Annotated in this window: 12 protein-coding genes and 1 pseudogene; 9 read left to right on the forward strand and 4 right to left on the reverse strand. The window is 67.5% G+C overall.

Annotation, left to right across the window (positions count from 1 at the left end; genetic code table 11):
• Positions 1-69: 69 nt before the first annotated feature.
• The 4 genes from AC1RUS_RS19130 to AC1RUS_RS19145 all read left to right on the forward strand — a co-directional run bounded on the left by AC1RUS_RS19130 (position 70) and on the right by AC1RUS_RS19145 (position 5,354).
• Positions 70-1,578 (forward strand): CYTH and CHAD domain-containing protein, encoded by a 1,509-nt coding sequence (locus AC1RUS_RS19130; protein ID WP_492918172.1) that lies wholly within the window; start codon positions 70-72, stop codon positions 1,576-1,578.
• 100 nt (positions 1,579-1,678) lie between these two features.
• Entirely contained in the window at positions 1,679-3,070 is a 1,392-nt protein-coding gene (gene ahcY, locus AC1RUS_RS19135) for an adenosylhomocysteinase (protein ID WP_492918173.1), read from the forward strand.
• Between the two features lie 155 nt (positions 3,071-3,225).
• Positions 3,226-4,074, forward strand: coding sequence for a pyridoxal kinase (locus tag AC1RUS_RS19140; RefSeq protein WP_492918174.1), 849 nt, complete (start codon positions 3,226-3,228; stop codon positions 4,072-4,074).
• Positions 4,075-4,229: 155 nt separating this feature from the next.
• Positions 4,230-5,354: a serine hydrolase domain-containing protein gene (locus AC1RUS_RS19145; RefSeq protein WP_492918175.1), complete on the forward strand. Its 1,125-nt coding sequence runs from the start codon at positions 4,230-4,232 to the stop codon at positions 5,352-5,354.
• A gap of 161 nt (positions 5,355-5,515) precedes the next feature.
• Here the strand turns inward: AC1RUS_RS19145 and rarD are convergent, their stop codons facing one another.
• The 3 genes from rarD to AC1RUS_RS19160 all read right to left on the reverse strand — a co-directional run bounded on the left by rarD (position 5,516) and on the right by AC1RUS_RS19160 (position 8,593).
• Positions 5,516-6,412: an EamA family transporter RarD gene (gene rarD, locus AC1RUS_RS19150; protein ID WP_492918352.1), complete on the reverse strand. Its 897-nt coding sequence runs from the start codon at positions 6,410-6,412 to the stop codon at positions 5,516-5,518.
• A 108-nt stretch (positions 6,413-6,520) separates the two neighbouring features.
• Positions 6,521-7,549, reverse strand: coding sequence for an aspartate-semialdehyde dehydrogenase (locus tag AC1RUS_RS19155; protein ID WP_492918176.1), 1,029 nt, complete (start codon positions 7,547-7,549; stop codon positions 6,521-6,523).
• Positions 7,550-7,675: 126 nt separating this feature from the next.
• Positions 7,676-8,593, reverse strand: coding sequence for a LysR family transcriptional regulator (locus tag AC1RUS_RS19160; RefSeq protein WP_492918177.1), 918 nt, complete (start codon positions 8,591-8,593; stop codon positions 7,676-7,678).
• A 95-nt stretch (positions 8,594-8,688) separates the two neighbouring features.
• Here AC1RUS_RS19160 and AC1RUS_RS19165 point away from each other — a divergent pair, with 95 nt between their 5' ends.
• The 4 genes and pseudogenes from AC1RUS_RS19165 to AC1RUS_RS19180 form a co-directional block, all read left to right on the forward strand.
• On the forward strand, positions 8,689-9,684 hold the full coding sequence (locus AC1RUS_RS19165) for an aldo/keto reductase (protein WP_492918178.1): 996 nt from the start codon (positions 8,689-8,691) through the stop codon (positions 9,682-9,684).
• Positions 9,685-9,744: 60 nt separating this feature from the next.
• Positions 9,745-10,143, forward strand: coding sequence for an SRPBCC family protein (locus tag AC1RUS_RS19170; protein ID WP_492918179.1), 399 nt, complete (start codon positions 9,745-9,747; stop codon positions 10,141-10,143).
• 83 nt (positions 10,144-10,226) lie between these two features.
• Entirely contained in the window at positions 10,227-12,326 is a 2,100-nt protein-coding gene (locus AC1RUS_RS19175; RefSeq protein ID WP_492918180.1) for a catalase, read from the forward strand.
• Between the two features lie 6 nt (positions 12,327-12,332).
• Positions 12,333-12,409, forward strand: a pseudogene (locus AC1RUS_RS19180) (hypothetical protein); the annotation flags it as partial.
• Positions 12,410-12,435: 26 nt separating this feature from the next.
• Here the strand turns inward: AC1RUS_RS19180 and AC1RUS_RS19185 are convergent.
• On the reverse strand, positions 12,436-14,055 hold the full coding sequence (locus AC1RUS_RS19185) for a long-chain fatty acid--CoA ligase (RefSeq protein WP_492918181.1): 1,620 nt from the start codon (positions 14,053-14,055) through the stop codon (positions 12,436-12,438).
• A gap of 781 nt (positions 14,056-14,836) precedes the next feature.
• Between AC1RUS_RS19185 and AC1RUS_RS19190 the strand changes: the two genes are divergently transcribed.
• Positions 14,837-15,370 carry a hypothetical protein gene (locus AC1RUS_RS19190; RefSeq protein WP_492918182.1) on the forward strand — a complete coding sequence of 178 codons (534 nt, stop codon included), beginning with the start codon at positions 14,837-14,839 and terminating at the stop codon, positions 15,368-15,370.
• Positions 15,371-15,402: the final 32 nt, after the last annotated feature.

Consider the following 15,402-nt stretch of genomic DNA (forward strand, 5'->3'; position numbering starts at 1 on the left):
GGATGGTGCTTGGCAAGTCAAGGCTCAGGCTTCATAGGCGTCGGAGCCTATCGGCGCGCGGACGGGATCATGGATCACGAGATCGAACTGAAGTTCCTGATCGCGCCCCAGTCGGCCGCCGACATCCTGGCCCGTCTCGACGGGCGCGAAGCGGTCAAGCAACTCGACGCCACCTATTTCGACACCGCCGACCACGCCCTGCGCAAGGCGGGTTTCGGCCTGCGGGTGCGCGACGGCGAAGGCGGCCGCAAACAGACCCTGAAGTCGGCCTCGTCGGGCGGCGTCTTCGCGCGTGGCGAATGGGAGAGCCCCGTCGCGGGGCCCGAGCCCGATCGCGAACTTCTGGCTCGGACCCCCGCCCACAAGGTCATCAACGGCGACGCCCTGACCCCGGTCTTCGCCACCAATGTCCGGCGCGTGACCCGGATGATCGAGCGCGACGGCGCCACCATCGAGGCGGCCTTGGACCAGGGCGAACTGCTGGCCGGCGAAGACCGGGCCGGCGTCTGCGAGCTCGAACTCGAACTGAAGGCCGGCGCGCCGCGCGTGCTGTTCGACCTGGCCCGCGACCTGGCCATGCACGCGCCCCTGCGTCTGTCGTTGGTCAGCAAGGCCGAGCGCGGCTACGCCCTGGCCCTGGGCGACGCCGACGCGCCCCGCGCCGATCCGCCCCTGGATCCCGAGGCGACCACCGAGCAGGCTTTCCAGGCCCTGGGCCGGGCGGCGTTGGATCGCCTCTGCGCCGCCGCCGAGGCTCTGCGGACCCATCCGGGACCCGAGAAGGTCCACAAGCTGCGCGTCGCGGCCCGACGTTTCCGCGCCCTGTTGTCGCTGTTCAAGCCGCTGGCCAGGGATCCCGCCGCCGTTCACGTCAAGGCCGAGCTGAAGTGGATCGCCGACGCACTGAGCCAGGCGCGCGAACTGGACGTCTTCGTCGCAGAGGTCTGGCGGCCCGCCATCGAGAACCAGACCCAGCCGGCGGCGGAAGACGAGGCGCGCGCCCTGACCATCTTCGGCAAGGCGCTGCTGGCGGCCCAGGCCTCGGCCTATGGCTGGGCCGGCAAGGCGGTCGATTCCGCGCGCTGCCGCGCCCTGACCCTCGAGGCCGCCGCATGGCTGGAGGCGGGCGCCTGGTCGACGGACAAGGGGCTGGAGAAGATCCGCCGCCGCCCCGTCGCCGATTTCGCCATCGAAGCGCTCGAAAAGCGACGCCGCAAGATTCGCAAGGACGGCAGGGATCTGGCCGCGCTCACGCCCGAGGCGCGCCATCACCTGCGCATTCGTGGAAAGATGCTGCGGTACGCCGCCGAGGATCTGGCGTCGTTGTTTCCCCGGCGCCCCAAACGCGCCGACCGCTTCATCACAGCCACGAAGAACCTGCAGGACAGCTTGGGCGCGCTGAACGACCTGGCCGTGCGCGAAGCCCTGGCGCGTGGCGTCGCTGTGACCAGCGGCGAGCCTGAAGCCGCCTTCGCCGCTGGCCGCCTTACGGCCGGCGGGGCCGAGCGCGAGGCCGAGCTGCTGGAAGGGGCCAAGACGGCCCACGCCGCTTTCGTCGAGGCCAAGCGCTTCTGGTAGGCTGAGCGTCACATAAAGATATCTTTATGCGTTAATTGCCCGGAAGGGTCAGGCGCGATATAAGCGGCTCCAAGACATTCACCGACCGCAGGAGCCGACCGTGGCCGACTACATCGTCAAGGACATCTCGCTCGCCGATTACGGCCGCAAGGAACTCGCCATCGCCGAGACCGAAATGCCAGGCCTGATGGCCACCCGCGCCGAATACGGCCCGGCCCAGGTCCTGAAGGGCGCCCGCATCGCCGGCAGCCTGCACATGACCATCCAGACCGGCGTTCTCATCGAGACCCTCACCGCCCTGGGCGCTGAAGTCCGCTGGGCGTCGTGCAACATCTTCTCGACCCAGGATCACGCCGCGGCCGCCATCGCCGCCTCGGGCGTGCCGGTGTTCGCCTTCAAGGGCGAGAACCTGGTCGAGTACTGGGAATATGCCCACAAGATCTTCGAGTGGCACGACGGCGGCTATCCGAACCTGATCCTCGACGACGGCGGCGACGCCACCCTGCTCTGCGTGCTGGGCCCCAAGGCCGAGAAGGATCCCTCGATCCTCAACAACCCGCAGAACGAAGAGGAAGAAGCCCTCTACGCCGTGATGAAGAAGTACCTGGCCGAGAAGCCGGGCTTCTACACCGCCATCCGCGACGCCATCGGCGGCGTGTCGGAAGAAACCACCACGGGCGTGCACCGCCTGTATCAGATGGCCGCCAAGGGCGACCTGCCGTTCCCGGCCATCAACGTCAATGACAGCGTCACCAAGAGCAAGTTCGACAACCTGTACGGCTGCCGGGAATCGCTGGTCGACGCCATCCGTCGCGGCACCGACGTCATGCTGTCGGGCAAGGTCGCGGTGGTCTGCGGCTACGGCGACGTGGGCAAGGGCTCGGCCGCCTCGCTGCGCCAAGGCGGCGCCCGCGTGATCGTCACCGAAATCGACCCGATCTGCGCCCTGCAGGCGGCGATGGAAGGCTATGAAGTCCAGACCCTGCAGGACGTCGCTTCCAAGGCCGACATCTTCGTCACGGCGACCGGCAACAAGGACGTCATCACCGTCGAAGACATGCGGCAGATGAAGAACAACGCCATCGTCTGCAACATCGGCCACTTCGACTCGGAAATTCAGATCGCCGGCCTGCGCAACTTCAAGTGGGACGAGATCAAGCCGCAGGTCCACCACGTGGAATTCCCGGACGGCAAGAAGCTGATCGTGCTGTCGGAAGGCCGCCTGGTGAACCTGGGCAACGCGACGGGTCACCCCTCGTTCGTGATGTCGGCCTCGTTCACCAACCAGACCCTGGCCCAGATCGAACTGTGGACCAACAAGGCCGCCTACCAGAACCAAGTCTACACCCTGCCCAAGCACCTCGACGAAAAGGTCGCCTTCCTCCACCTGGAGAAGCTGGGCGCCAAGCTGTCGACGCTGCGCAAGGACCAGGCCGACTATATCGGTGTCCCCGAAAAGGGCCCGTTCAAGCCGGACCACTACCGCTACTAGGCTTCGGATCTTCCGAGATCGGACAGAGGGCCCGTCGCGCAAGCGACGGGCCTTTTTCGTTTGCCGCGAAGCCGCCGGAAAACATCGGTCACTTAGTCTGTCACATTTGGCTGACGCCCTGTTCAAGTTCGCGAACGTCCGCTAATCGCTTTGCCATGCCTTTAGCCCTGATCATCTCCAGCCACGTCGCCGGCAGCCAGGTCGGCGCGTCCGCCCAGGCCCAGGCCTTCGTGCAATTCCGGATCGACTCCATGGTCGTGCCGACGGTGCTCTATGGCCGCCATCCCGGCTGGGGCATTCCCGGTGGGGCGCCCGTGCCGATCGAGGTGCTGGAAGGCATGATGGACGGCATCGAGGCCAACGGCCTGCTGGGTCTCGTCGATCTGGTGATCACCGGCTATTTCGCCAACGCCGCCCAGGTGCGCGCGGCCGCCCGGGCCATCGACGCCGTGCGCGAGGCGCCGCGCGAAGGCGCCGCCACCCGCAAGCCGCACGTCGTCGTTGATCCCACCATGGGCGACGCCGGCAAGGGGCTCTACGTGGCCCAGGAAGTGGCCGACGCCATCGTCGCCGACCTGATCCCGCGCGCCGACGTGGTGGCCTGCAACGCCTGGGAGCTGCAGAAGCTGACCGGCGCCGACGCCCGCGATCCGCAATCGGCCATGCGCGCCGCGCGCCTGCTGAACAAGACGACCCTGGTTTCCTCCGTCCACCGAGGCGCCGAGATCGGCGTGGTCCTGGCCGACCGCAAGGAGGCCTGGCTGGCCGCCCACGCCAAGGTCGAGCGCTCGCCCAACGGCACCGGCGACCTGCTGACCGCCCTTTACGCGGCCTCGATCCTGGAAGGCCAGACCCTGTCCTACGGCCTGGCGCGCGCCGTCGGCGGGGTGGCCGAGACGGTGACGGCGGCCAACATCTGGAACGCGCCGGAGCTGCCGATCGTGGCCATGGGCGCGCGGATCAAGCAGACCTCGCCGACCGTCCGCATCGAGCGGTTGGCTTAAGGGGAACCCGAAAACCTCGTCCTTCGACAGGCTCAGGATGAGGTTTTCGACTGAACGGCTTTTGCATTCGACCTCACCCTGAGCCTGTCGAAGGGCGAGGTTCGCGTCGCCTGCCGGGATGACAACTGGAACGGCCCTGCGTTAGACCCTTGCCCATGACCGACATCACCGGCTTCTGCCCCGATCGCTTCTCCGCCGTGCGCGAGGCCTTCACCGCCAATTTCCAAGACGGTGGCGAGCTGGGCGCCCGCTTCGCGCTCGCAATCGACGGCGAGATCGTTGTCGACCTGATGGGCGGGTTCGCCGACCGCAAACGCGAGGTTCCGTTCGGTCCCGACACCCTGACGGCCCTGTTCTCGACCACCAAGGCCATCGCGGCCCTGATGGTCGCCCGCCTCGTCGACGAGGGCCGCCTGGCCTATGATCAGCCCGTCGCCGACGTCTGGCCGGAGTTCGCCCAGAACGGCAAGGGCGAGGTCACGGTCGAGCAGGCCCTGTCGCACCAGGCGGGGCTGTCGGGCTTTCCCGACGAGACCGATCCGGCGATCTGGTTCGACTGGGACGCCACCTGCGCCAAGCTGGCGGCCATGGCGCCGCTGTTCCCGATCGGCTCGGCCAGCGGCTATCACCCGGTGACCTTCGGCTATCTGGCCGGCGAGATCTTCCGCCGGGTCGACGGCCGCACGCTGGGGACCGCTTTGCGCCAGGACATCTGCGCGCCGCTGGGCCTGGATCTGTGGATCGGGCTGCCCGACAGCGAGCACGACCGGGTGTCGGAGCTGATGCGCCCGACCGCCCTGCCCAAGTTCGGCGAGATCAACGTCGCCGTTCAGGCCGCCTTCCTGAAGCCTTGGTCGTCGCCCGGCGGCAAGGGCGCGGCCGAGTGGCGGCGCGTGGAGATTCCCTCGGCCAACGGCCACGCCACCGCTCCGGCCCTGGCCCGGCTGATGGGCGCTCTGGCCAGCGGCGGAACGCTGGACGGCCGCTCGATCATCACCCCGGCCGGGATCAAGGCGGCGACCGCCGAGCGCATCGTGGGCCAGGACCTGGTGTTGCCCTACGTGATCAGCTGGGGCGCGGGTTTCATGCGCAACACGCCCAACCTGTTCTACGGCCCCACGGCCGAGGCGTTCGGACATTCCGGCTGGGGCGGCTCTTGCGCCTTCGCCGATCCGACCAAGGGCCTGTCGGGGTCGTATGTGATGAACAGGCAGGGCAACGCCCTGATCGGCGACCCGCGCGCGGTGAGGCTGATCGAGGCGGCTTACGCGAGCCTGTAGGGCAAGCGCCGAACGCCCCCTCCGTCACGATGCGTATTCGCATCGCGCCACCTCCCCCGTTTCACAGGGGAGGAGGGTGCATCTTCTCCTCACCCGTAGCGAAGCGTACGGGGGAGGTGGCGCGGCGCCGATAGGCGACGTGACGGAGGGGGCGTCCCGACCTAGGCCGCCACCACCCGCGCCCGCTTCCACGCCCCGTAGGCGAACACCGCCACCCCGGCCCAGATGAACACGAACGACAGCGCCCGCATCGGGGTGAAGGCTTCGCCCAGCACCACGCCGATCAGGAACTGGATGGTCGGGGCGATGAACTGCAGGAAGCCCATGGCGCTGAGCGGCATGCGGCGCGCCGACCAGGCGAAGAGGGCCAGGGGCACGACCGTGGCCGGGCCGGCGATCAGCAGCAGGGTGGTGACGCCCGCGCCGGTCCCGAATTGTCCGGCGCCCGTCGACTGCAGGTGCAGCACGTAGAGCAGGCCCGGAGCCGCCAGATAGGCGCATTCGATGAACAGGCCCGTCTGGGCGTCGGCCTTCACCTGTTTGCGCAGGATGGCGTAGGCGCAGAAGCTGAGCGCCACGCCCAGAGAGATCACCGGCAGGTGGCCCAGGGCCGCCGTCTGGATCGCCACCCCGATCGCCGCCAGGCCGATGGCGATGGCGCCCTCGCGGCTGATCCGCTCGCGGAACAGCAAGGCCCCGGCCGCCATGTTCATCAGCGGGTTGATGTAGTAGCCGAGCGAGGTTTCGATCACGTGGCCGGCGTTGACCGCGAACACGTAGATCGACCAGTTGGTGAAGATCGCCGCCGTCGAGAAGGCCAGCATCATCAGAGTCCTGGGCTGGCGCAGCACGGCGGCCACCTGCGGTCCCTGCTTGGCCAGCAGCACGGCCATGAACGCCCATGGCGCGGCCCACAGGGTGCGGTGGGCGATCATCTCCCACGAGCCGACGCCCAGCACCGACAGCAGGTGGAAATAGAGCGGCAGGAAGCCCCACAGCAGGTAGCAGCCCACCCCTGCGATCAGCGCGGTCCGGGCTTCGTCCGGGCTCTTGGTCATGTCCGCCGTCATGGCGTCGTTCCTGTTGGCTAGAAAAGAAAAGGGCTCCCGGGACCTGATGTCCCGGGAGCCCTGAAATCGTCCACCCGATCTTTGCGGGGAGGCGGTTTAGGCCGGGAGCTTCTGCTTGATCAAACCCTTGTCATGCAGCAGCTGCGCGATCTGCACGGCGTTCAGCGCCGCGCCCTTGCGCAGGTTGTCCGCGACGCACCAGAGCGCGATGCCGTTCTCGACGGTCGGATCGGTGCGAATGCGCGAGACATAGACCGGGAACTCGCCGGCGCTTTCCTTCGGCGTCATGTAGCCGCCGTCCTCGCGCTTATCGATCACCTCCACGCCGTCGGCGTCGCGCAGGATCTCGCGGACGTCGTCCTCGTCCAGCGGGGTTTCGAACTCGATGTTCACCGACTCGGCGTGGCCGACCATGACCGGCACGCGCACGGCGGTGGCGGTCAGCTTGATCGACGGATCCAGGATCTTCTTGGTCTCCGCCATCATCTTCCATTCTTCCTTCGTGTAGCCGTCTTCCATGAACACATCGATGTGCGGGATGACGTTGAAGGCGATCTGCTTGGTGAACTTCTTGGGCGGCGGGGCGCCCAGGACGAACACGCCCTTGGTCTGCTCCCACAGCTCGTCCATGCCTTCCTTGCCCGCGCCGGACACGGATTGGTAGGTCGAGACGACGACCCGCTTGATCTTGGCCTCGGCGTGCAGGGGAGCCAGCACCACCACCAGTTGGGCGGTCGAGCAGTTGGGGTTGGCGATGATGTTCTTGGGCAGCTTGTCGACGGCGTTCGGATTCACTTCCGGCACCACCAGCGGCACGTCCGGGTCCATCCGGAAGTGGCTGGAATTGTCGATGACGATCGGACCGGCCCGGCCGATACGCTCGCCCCACTCCTTAGAGATCGTCCCGCCGGCGCTCATCAGCACGATGTCGACGGTGGAGAAGTCGAACTGCTCCAGGTCCTCGCAGCGCAGGATCTGATTGCCGAACGAGACCTCGACGCCGATGGATTTCCGGCTGGCGATGGCGTGCATCTTGTCGACGGGGAATTTCACTTCCTCGAGGATGTTGAACATCTCACGGCCAACATTGCCCGTGGCGCCGACCACGGCGACCCGGTAACCCATAGCGGTCTCCAATCTGACTTTTCCGCCCCGATCTGGGAGGAAGCGACCCGTTACGCCTCGGGGGGCATATAGGCAAGGCAAGGGTTTCTATGAAGACCCATAGAACGCTGTCGGTGCGGCAATTTTTCACCAGTTCTGACCGGCTCTCTCCGCCTTGATGAAGTCGACGAAGGCCCGCAGCGGCGCGGGCATGTGCCTGCGGCTGGGATAGTAGAGCAGGGGGCCGGTGAATGGCGGCAGCCAGTCCTCGAGCACGGCTTCCAGCCGGCCGTCGGCCAGGGGCGTAGCGACGAAGTCCTCGAAGGTGGCGATCAGGCCTACGCCCGCCAGGCAGGCCTCCAGCTCCAGGTCGATGCTGGTCGAGGTCAGCGGACCGCTCGGGCTGATGCGGATGACCTCGCCGTCCTTTTCGAACTCCCACGGATGGGTGACGCCGCTGGCGAAGCGGTGGCGGATGCACGCGTGGTCGAGCACATCGCGCGGATGGGCCGGTTTGCCGCGGGCGGCGAAATAGGCCGGCGTACCGACCAGCACGAACCGCTGAGGCCCCGCCATCGGGACGGCGATCATGTCCTTCTCCATCCGCTCGTCATAGCGGACCCCGGCGTCGAAGCCGGCGGCCAGCACGTCGATGAAGCTGTCCTCGGCGGTGATCTCGACGCTGACGCCGGGATGGGCGGCCAGGAAGCGCGGCAGGATCTTCGGCAGATGCACCCGTGCCACCACGCCGGGCACGTTCAGGCGCAGGGTGCCGGTGGGGCTGTCGCGGAAGGCGTTGACCTCGTCCAGCGCCAGGGCGACGTCGGCCAGGGCGGGCGTCAGGCGCTCCAGCAGCTTCTGGCCGGCCTCGGTGGGGGTGACGCTGCGGGTGGTGCGGTTGAGCAGCCGCACGCCCAGCCGCGCCTCCAGCCGCCGCACCGCCTCGCTGAGCGACGAGGCCGAGACGCCGCGCAGGCTGGCCGCGCCGCGAAAGCCGCGGGCCCGAGCCACGGCGGTGAAGGCGTCGAGATCGGCGAAATCGGCGTCGGCCCCAGGGTTTTTCATTGTACGAATTTCCGAACGGGTCGTGCGGCCATGCCCGGATTATCGCACGGCGTATCGGGGCGCATAACCCTCTCCACGAGATTTGGAGATCCACCATGAAGACGCATCAACTCGGCAAGACCGGTCCCGTCGTTTCGGCCTTCGGCCTGGGCTGCATGGGCATGTCGGACATGTACGGCCCGTCCGATCGGGCCGAGAGCCTGGCCACCTTCGACGCCGCCGTGGAGCAGGGCATGACCCTGATCGACACCGGCGACTTCTATGGCATGGGCCACAACGAGATGCTGATCGGCGAGGCCCTGCAGCGCCACAAGCGCGAGGACCTGGTGCTCAGCGTCAAGACCGGCGCCTTGCGCGGGCCCGACGGCCAGTTCCTGGGTTTCGACAGCCGCCCGAACGCGCTGAAGAACTTCCTCGCCTACAGCCTCAAGCGCCTGAACGTCGACTATATCGACATCTACCGCCCCTCGCGCCTGGACCCGTCGGTGCCGATCGAGGACAGCATCGGCGCCATCGCCGAAATGGTCCAGGCCGGCTACGTCCGCCATATCGGCCTGTCGGAGATGGGCTCGGAGACCATCCGCCGGGCCGCCAAGGTCGCGCCGATCGTCGACCTGCAGATCGAGTACTCGCTCGTTTCGCGCGGCATTGAGGCCGACATCCTGCCGACCCTGCGAGAGTTGGGCATCGGGGTCACCGCCTATGGCGTGCTGTCGCGCGGCTTGATCAGCGGTCACTGGAACAAGGACAGCGGCCTCGGCGGCCGCGACTTCCGCGCCCACAGTCCGCGCTTCCAGGGCGATAATCTCGACGCCAACCTGGCCCTGGTCGAGGCCCTGCGCGCCGTCGCCGAGACCAAGGGCGTGACCACGGCCCAGGCCGCCATCGCCTGGGTGGCCGCACAGGGGCCGGACATCATCCCGCTGATCGGCGCCCGTCGCCGCGATCGCCTGACCGAGGCCCTTGGCGCCCTGGACGTCACGTTCTCGGCCGAAGACCTCGCCGCCATCGAGGCCGCCGTGCCCAAGGACGCCGTCGCCGGCACGCGCTACGCCGAGGCGATGATGGTCTATCTCGACAGCGAGCGCTGAAACTTCGCGGGGGCGGTGGTCGTTCTGATCGAATGACCGCCGCGCCTCGCGAGATTTGCCATGCCCTGCCTTGAAGCCCGCCCGATCAGCATCGGCGTCGACCGTTCGGCCAACGACGTCTACGCCTTCGCCCATGTGCCGCAGAACTTTCCCAAGTGGGCGCACGGTCTCGGCGCGGGCCTGACCCCGGACGGCGACCGCTGGATCGCCCATGGTCCGGACGGCGACGTTCATGTGCGGTTCTCGCCGGAGAACGCTTTCGGCGTCCTGGATCACTGGGTCACCCTCCCTGACGGGACCGAGATCAGCATCCCGCTTCGGGTCGTGGCCAATGGCGACGGAGCCGAGGTGACCCTGACGCTGTTTCGCCAACCCGGCATGGACGACGCCATGTTCGCCCGCGACGCCGGCATGGTGGCCAAGGACCTCTCGACCCTGAAGGCGCTGCTCGAAACGTGACCAGAGTCACCTCATCGACATAGGAACCATCACTCCAGGCGAGGGTTTGGCCGTCAACCCGGGCGCAATCAGGAGTGGCGGACATGGCGAGCGAATTCACGACCGATATCGGTAATGGCGGCGAGACCCACCAGCACGTTCCAGCAAAGGGACCGCATGAGGCCGAGGCGCACCTGACGACCAATCAGGGCATCCGAATCTCCGACAACCAGAACCAGCTGAAGAGCGGCGAGCGCGGCCCGGTGCTGCTGGAGGACTTCGTCCTTCGCGAGAAGATCTTCCATTTCGACCACGAGCGCATTCCCGAGCGCATCGTCCATGCCCGCGGCACGGCCGCCCATGGCTTCTTCGAACTCTATGAATCCCTGTCGGACCTGACCAAGGCCGACCTCTTCCAGCGGGCCGGCGAGAAGACGCCGCTGTTCACCCGCTTCTCCACCGTGGCCGGCGGCGCGGGCAGCGTCGACACGCCCCGCGACGTGCGCGGCTTCGCGGTGAAGTTCTATACCAAGGAAGGCAACTGGGACCTGGTCGGCAACAACATCCCGGTGTTCTTCATCCAGGACGCCATCAAGTTCCCCGACCTGATCCACTCGGTGAAGATGGAGGCCGATCGCGGCTATCCGCAGGCCGCCAGCGCCCACGACACCTTCTGGGACTTCATCAGCCTGATGCCCGAAAGCACCCACATGATCATGTGGGCGATGAGCGACCGCACCATTCCCCGCAGCTTGCGCACCATGGAAGGCTTCGGCGTCCACACGTTCCGGTTCGTCAACGCGGCGGGCAAGTCGACCTTCGTCAAATTCCACTGGAAGCCCAAGCAGGGCGTGGCCTCGACGCTCTGGGACGAAGCGGTCAAGCTGGCCGGCGCCGATCCGGACTTCCAGCGTCGCGACCTGTTCGAAGCGATCCAGCGCGGCGACTTCCCCGAGTGGGAACTGGGCATCCAGGCCTTCGACCAGGCCTTCGCCGACAGCCTGCCCTTCGACGTGCTGGACCCGACCAAGATCATTCCGGAAGAGGTGCTGCCCGTCCGCATCGTCGGCCGGATGGTGCTGGACCGCTATCCCGACAATTTCTTCGCCGAGACCGAGCAGGTGGCGTTCTGCCCGGCCAACGTGCCGCCGGGCGTCGACTTCACCAATGACCCCCTGCTTCAGGGCCGCCTCTTCTCCTATCTCGACACCCAGAAGAGCCGCCTGGGCACGGCCAATTTCCACCAGCTGCCGATCAACGCGCCCAAGTGCCCTGTGATGAACTTCCAGCGCGACGGCCAGATGCAGATGGCGGTGCCCAAGGGCCGCGCCAATTACGAGCCCAACAGCCTGCCGGAAACCGCCGGCGAGGAGGGCGGGCCGCGCGAATGTCCGGTGACCGGCTTCAAGACCTTCGCGGCCGGCGAGGGCGCGGACGAGCAAGGCGACAAGCTGCGCATCCGGCCCGAGAGCTTTGCCGACCATTACAGCCAGGCGCGTCTCTTCTTCCGCTCGCTGGACCCGCATGAGCAGGCTCACCTGGCCTCGGCCATCGTCTTCGAGCTGTCGAAGGTGGGCATCGAGGCCGTGCGGACGCGGATGATGTCCAACCTGGTCAATGTCGATCCGGAGCTGGCCAAGCGGGTCGGGGCGGGCCTGAACATGCCCGTGCCCAAGGCGTCGAAGACGGCGGTTCCGGTGCAGGATCTCGACCTGTCGCCGGCCCTGCGGGTGGTCAACGGCCCGCTGGCGCCGACCGACATCAAGGGTCATGTCATCGGCGTGCTGGTGGCCGACGGCTCCGACGCGGCGGCGGTCGATAAGCTCAAGGCGGCGATCAAGAAGGCCGGCGCCGTGGCCAAGGTGATCGCGCCGAAGATCGGCGGGGCCAAGGGCGCGGACGGCACGCTGATCCCGGCCGACGGCCAGCTGGCCGGCACGCCGTCGGTGACGGTGGACGCCATCGCGCTGGTCCTGTCCGACACCGGTTGCGCGGCGCTGCTGAAGGAAGCCGCCGCCGTCCAGTTCGTGATGGACGCCTTCGGCCACCTGAAGGCCATCGGCGCCACCGACGCCGCCAAGCCGTTGCTGGACAAGGCCGGGGTCGAACCGGACGAGGGCGTGGTGGGCCTGGGTTCGGACTTCATCGCGGCGGCGGCGCTGCGGTTCTGGGACCGCGAGCCGAAGGTGCGCATGCTGGCTTAAGGCTGTGCGTCCTTCGAGGCTCGCCTAAGGCGAGCACCTCAGGATGAGGAATTCATTGCAATCTTCCTCATCCTGAGGCGCCGCGCAGCGGCCTCGAAGGACGCAAGGCCTATCCGCCCAGATGCCCCCGCCACGCCTCGCGCAGCACCTTCTTGTCGATCTTGCCCGTCGCCGTCAGCGGCACGGCCGCGAAGACCACGTCGTCGGGCGTCCACCATTTGACGATGCGCGGGGCCAGATAGTCGAGCACGGCGGCCTTGCTGACCTCGACGCCGTCATGCGCCTCGATCACCAGCAACGGTCGCTCCTCCCACTTGGGATGCGGCACGCCGATCACGGCGGCGATCTTCACGCCCGGACAGCCGGCGGCGACGTTCTCCAGGTCAATCGAGCTGATCCACTCGCCGCCGGACTTGATGACGTCCTTCTGGCGGTCGGTGATGCGCATGAAGCCATGCTCGTCCAGCGTGGCGATGTCGCCGGTGTCGAACCAGCCGTCGGTGCGGGCGGCGTCCTGGTCCTGGCGGAAATAGCGGCGCACCACCCACGGGCCGCGCACCAGCAGGGCGCCGGAGGTCTCGCCGTCGCGGGGCGCCTCGGTTCCGTCCTCGGTCTCGACCTTCAGTTCGATGCCGAACTGCAGCCGGCCCTGGCGGGTCCAGATCGCCTCGTCCATCGCCTCTTCGCCGAGGGCCGCGAGGGCGGGCGTTGGGGTGGCGACCACGCCGATCGGGCAGGTCTCGGTCATGCCCCAGATCTGCAGCACCGCGACGCCATAAAGCCGCTTGAAGGCCTCGGCCATGGCGCGCGGCACGGCGCTGCCGCCGATGACCACCCGCTTCAGCGTGGTCGGGCTTTCGCCGTTCTGCTCCAGCCAGGCCAGGTACATCGTCCAGATGGTCGGCACGCCGCCGGTGAAGGTGACGCCCTCGTCCTGGATCAAGGCGTGCAGCGACGCGCCATCCATCTTGTCGGCGGGCAGGACCAGTTTGGTCCCGCAGATCGGGGCGCTGAACGGCAGGCCCCAGGCGGTGGCGTGGTAGAGGCTGGAACAGGGCATCACCACGTCGAAGGCGGTGAAGCCGAACGCGCTGTTGAGGCCCCCGGCCATGGCGTGCAGCACCACGGCCCGATGCGAATAGAGCACGCCCTTGGGATCGCCCGTCGTCCCCGAGGTGTAGCAAAGGAAGGCGCCGGCGTTCTCGTCGAAGGACGGCCAATCCATCGTCTCGGCCTCGCCGGCGATCAGGGCCTCGTAACTGGTCGCGCCGACCGCGCCGGGAAGGGTCCGCTCGCGGTCGGACAGCATGACGAAGGTCTTCACCGTGGTCAGCAGCGGGGCGATGCGATCCACCAGGGCGGCGAAGCTGCGGTCGAAGAAGAGGACGCGGCTTTCCGCGTGGTTGATCGTGTAGACGATCTGCTCGTCGAACAATCGGGGATTGGCGGTGTGCAGCACCGCGCCGAGGCCCGGGACGGCGTAGAACAGCTCCAGGTGCCGGTGGGTGTTCCAGGCCAGGGAGGTCACCCGATCGCCAGGCTGGACGCCCAGGCGCTTGAGGGCGTGGGCCAGCTGGGCGGCGCGCCTAGCCAGACCCGCATAGTCGTAGCGCCAGACAGGCTCGTCGATCAGCCTGGACACGATCTCGCGTTCGCCATGGGCCTGGGCGGCATAGGTCAGGATGCCGCTGATCAGCAGCGGCGTGGTCTGCATCAGGCCCGAGATCATGCGCGGCGCCTCCCTTTTATCGTTGGGTCGAGGGTAGGGCGGATGGCGGGGTTTGGGGAGGGGGCTACCTTGCCCCCTCCGCGCCTGCGGCGCTCCTCCCCCATAGGGGGAAGATGATCCGATCCGCCCCCTATGGGGGCGGACGACCTGCGTAGCAGGTCAGGTGGGGGCGAGTGTCGACAACCTCGCGCCGTTGGCTGCGAAGGTGTGGGAAGGGTCGCGGAGCGTCCGGACGACGTCCGGATGGGAGTTTGATAAGTACCGTTTCGACGAAGCCGTCCGCTCCGCGTGACCGTTTTCCCTCTGGCCGGGGCGCGCGGGTCTGGTTCAACCCTTTGCCCCACCCGGATTTATCCTCCTCGCGACGGACCCAGCTCGAAAGCTGCAAGCCACGCCGATTCCGGAGGGATCCGGAGCGGACCTTCGGACGGGCGGGGGCTTTAGCGTTCCCCCGATGGATGGGTTTACGTCCCCCATCCTCGCTCCCGCGCGATCACCCCTGACAGCCGTCGCTGGTCGCCGGCCGGACGCCCTTCCCGTGCTGTCAGGTGAAGACAGTATGAGGTCCGCGTTCGACGCCTCCGAAAGCGCGATGCGAGAAAGTTTCAAGGTGTTGAAATCGCTGGGTTCGATCCCGCCAACGCCCGGGATGGAACGCCGCCAATCCCCGTGCAGGGTCCTCCAGGGGTTGCGGAGATCGCGCAGGACGGGCGGGTTTTGCTTGATCCGGGACCGTTCGGATGGGCACTGGTCGAAAGGGCCGGATTGGAACGAGGGGCGCATGCAAGACCACAAGCCTGGGGCCGAGGCGCCGCGCGCCGACCTGTGGAGCCTGTGGCGCGGCCTCAAGCGCCTGTTCCCGGTCTGGAGCCTGTTGCCGTCGACGCTCTACACCCCGGGCGCCTGGGGCTATATGGGCGTGGATTTCGTCAGCGGCTTTCGGCGCAATCGCTCGACCATCCAGGCCTTCGCGCTGCTGGACGGCGTCGACGACGCCCTGTTCGACGCCGTGTCGGCCCTGGCCAGCCTGAACGCACGCCGGCAGGACCAGATGCTGCGGGCGGTGATCATCGGCTACCTGACCATTCCGCTGTCGATCCTGGCGCTGCTGGCCGAGTTGGCCGGCGACAGCGTCATGAGCTTCGTGCGCGCCAACATGCTCGGGACCATCCAACTGGCGGCGACGGCCACCCTGGGCCCGCTGGCCTATCTGATGAGCCACTGGCGCTCGCGTCAGATTGTCAGCGTGCTGGACCTGGTCCGCATCGAGCGCGGCCAGGCCCCGTTCACGGCGCTGGAGCTGCGGGAGGAGTAGGGGAGCAAACGAAACCTCGCCCTTCGACAAGC

Source organism: Caulobacter sp. GW821-FHT10F06, from assembly GCF_058809215.1.

Bases quoted from the DNA above. Each gene is read 5' to 3' on its own strand.
- AC1RUS_RS19130 (WP_492918172.1), top strand. From the start codon at position 70: ATGGATCACGAGATCGAACTGAAGTTCCTGATCGCGCCCCAGTCGGCC.
- AC1RUS_RS19140 (WP_492918174.1), top strand. From the start codon at position 3,226: ATGCCTTTAGCCCTGATCATCTCCAGCCACGTCGCCGGCAGCCAGGTC.
- AC1RUS_RS19145 (WP_492918175.1), top strand. From the start codon at position 4,230: ATGACCGACATCACCGGCTTCTGCCCCGATCGCTTCTCCGCCGTGCGC.
- rarD (WP_492918352.1), bottom strand. From the start codon at position 6,412: ATGACCAAGAGCCCGGACGAAGCCCGGACCGCGCTGATCGCAGGGGTG.
- AC1RUS_RS19155 (WP_492918176.1), bottom strand. From the start codon at position 7,549: ATGGGTTACCGGGTCGCCGTGGTCGGCGCCACGGGCAATGTTGGCCGT.
- AC1RUS_RS19160 (WP_492918177.1), bottom strand. From the start codon at position 8,593: ATGAAAAACCCTGGGGCCGACGCCGATTTCGCCGATCTCGACGCCTTC.
- AC1RUS_RS19165 (WP_492918178.1), top strand. From the start codon at position 8,689: ATGAAGACGCATCAACTCGGCAAGACCGGTCCCGTCGTTTCGGCCTTC.
- AC1RUS_RS19170 (WP_492918179.1), top strand. From the start codon at position 9,745: ATGCCCTGCCTTGAAGCCCGCCCGATCAGCATCGGCGTCGACCGTTCG.
- AC1RUS_RS19175 (WP_492918180.1), top strand. From the start codon at position 10,227: ATGGCGAGCGAATTCACGACCGATATCGGTAATGGCGGCGAGACCCAC.
- AC1RUS_RS19185 (WP_492918181.1), bottom strand. From the start codon at position 14,055: ATGATCTCGGGCCTGATGCAGACCACGCCGCTGCTGATCAGCGGCATC.
- AC1RUS_RS19190 (WP_492918182.1), top strand. From the start codon at position 14,837: ATGCAAGACCACAAGCCTGGGGCCGAGGCGCCGCGCGCCGACCTGTGG.